General features: G+C 69.3%; 1 protein-coding gene. It reads right to left on the reverse strand.

Going from position 1 to position 1,083, the window contains the following annotated elements; all coding sequences use genetic code 11:
- Window positions 1–567, reverse strand: a 567-nt coding sequence (locus tag BAW75_RS09065; protein WP_104113257.1) for a BON domain-containing class I SAM-dependent methyltransferase, incomplete at its 3' end; no start/stop codon positions are given.
- Window positions 568–1,083: the final 516 nt, after the last annotated feature.

Below are 1,083 nucleotides of genomic sequence, written 5' to 3' on the forward strand. Positions count from 1 at the left end.
CTGCACGTCCAGCAGGCGTACGTGGGTCGGGTCGGCCACCGCGTTGACGTGCCGCCACCAGGGGCTCATCACGTGGAGCACACCGCCGGGCCGCAGCACCCGGTGGCACTCGTCGAACAGCGGCAGGAAGTCGATCAGGTGCTCGACGATGTGCACCGCGAAGAACACGTCCACCGAGGCGTCGCGCAGCGGCAGCGAGCCGGCGAGATTGGCGACGGCGTTCACCCCCGGCGCCGGATAGATGTCCAGCCCCAGGTTGCCCGGCCACTGCTTGGTCGCGCCGCAGCCCAGGTCGACCACCACCGGCGCCCGCCCGCCCACGGCGACCCGGCACCAGACCCCGAGTACGCCCGACAGCCGGCCGATCAACTCCCGTACCAGCCGCAACTGCGCCGGGTCGGCGACCGCGCCGGTCAGGTGCGCCACCCCCCGGTCGAAGCGCACCTCGACGGTCGTCCCGCGTAGCCGCTCGTCGTGCCGGACCAGGTCGGCCCACGCCTCGGCGAGAAACTCATCGGTCTGCCGGAGCCGCTCACCCGAGAGCGCGGTCTGCCCCATCGCCACCATGCGCCACCTCCGGCGGCCCGTTACCCCCATTTCACCCCAATATGCCCCGACCCGTCCGCCGTCCTCCTCCGCCCCGTCCCGCCGTCCGCCCCGCCCCACCCCGTTGATCAAGGAGTTTGTGTCACCAGAAGACGTCTGCGAGGACACAAACTCCTTGATCACCGGGGCGCGCCCGAGATCTTGGAAGATTTCGGCCGTCATGGGGGCACTTTCCTTCCAAGATCTCCCGCGACTCGGGGATCAAGGAGTTCGTGCTGGCGTCGGCGTGGATGGACCCGAACTCCTCGATCGCGAGAGGCCACCCCCACCCCGTTGATCAAGGAGTTTGTGTCCTTTTTCGAGGGCGACGTCCACACGAACTCCTTGATCACCGCCGGTTTCGGGTCGGGGGTGCACGCTCCGACGGGCGGCTTGGGGGTGGGCGCTGTCGATCATGGAGTTGTGGCCCGGGCCAAGCTCGCAAAAGGGGCAGGCGAGGGGCCGCAACTGCAAGATCGACGCGCTGAGGGGAGGGAG

Origin of the sequence: Micromonospora chalcea, assembly GCF_002926165.1 — a bacterium.
GTDB lineage: Bacteria > Actinomycetota > Actinomycetes > Mycobacteriales > Micromonosporaceae > Micromonospora > Micromonospora chalcea.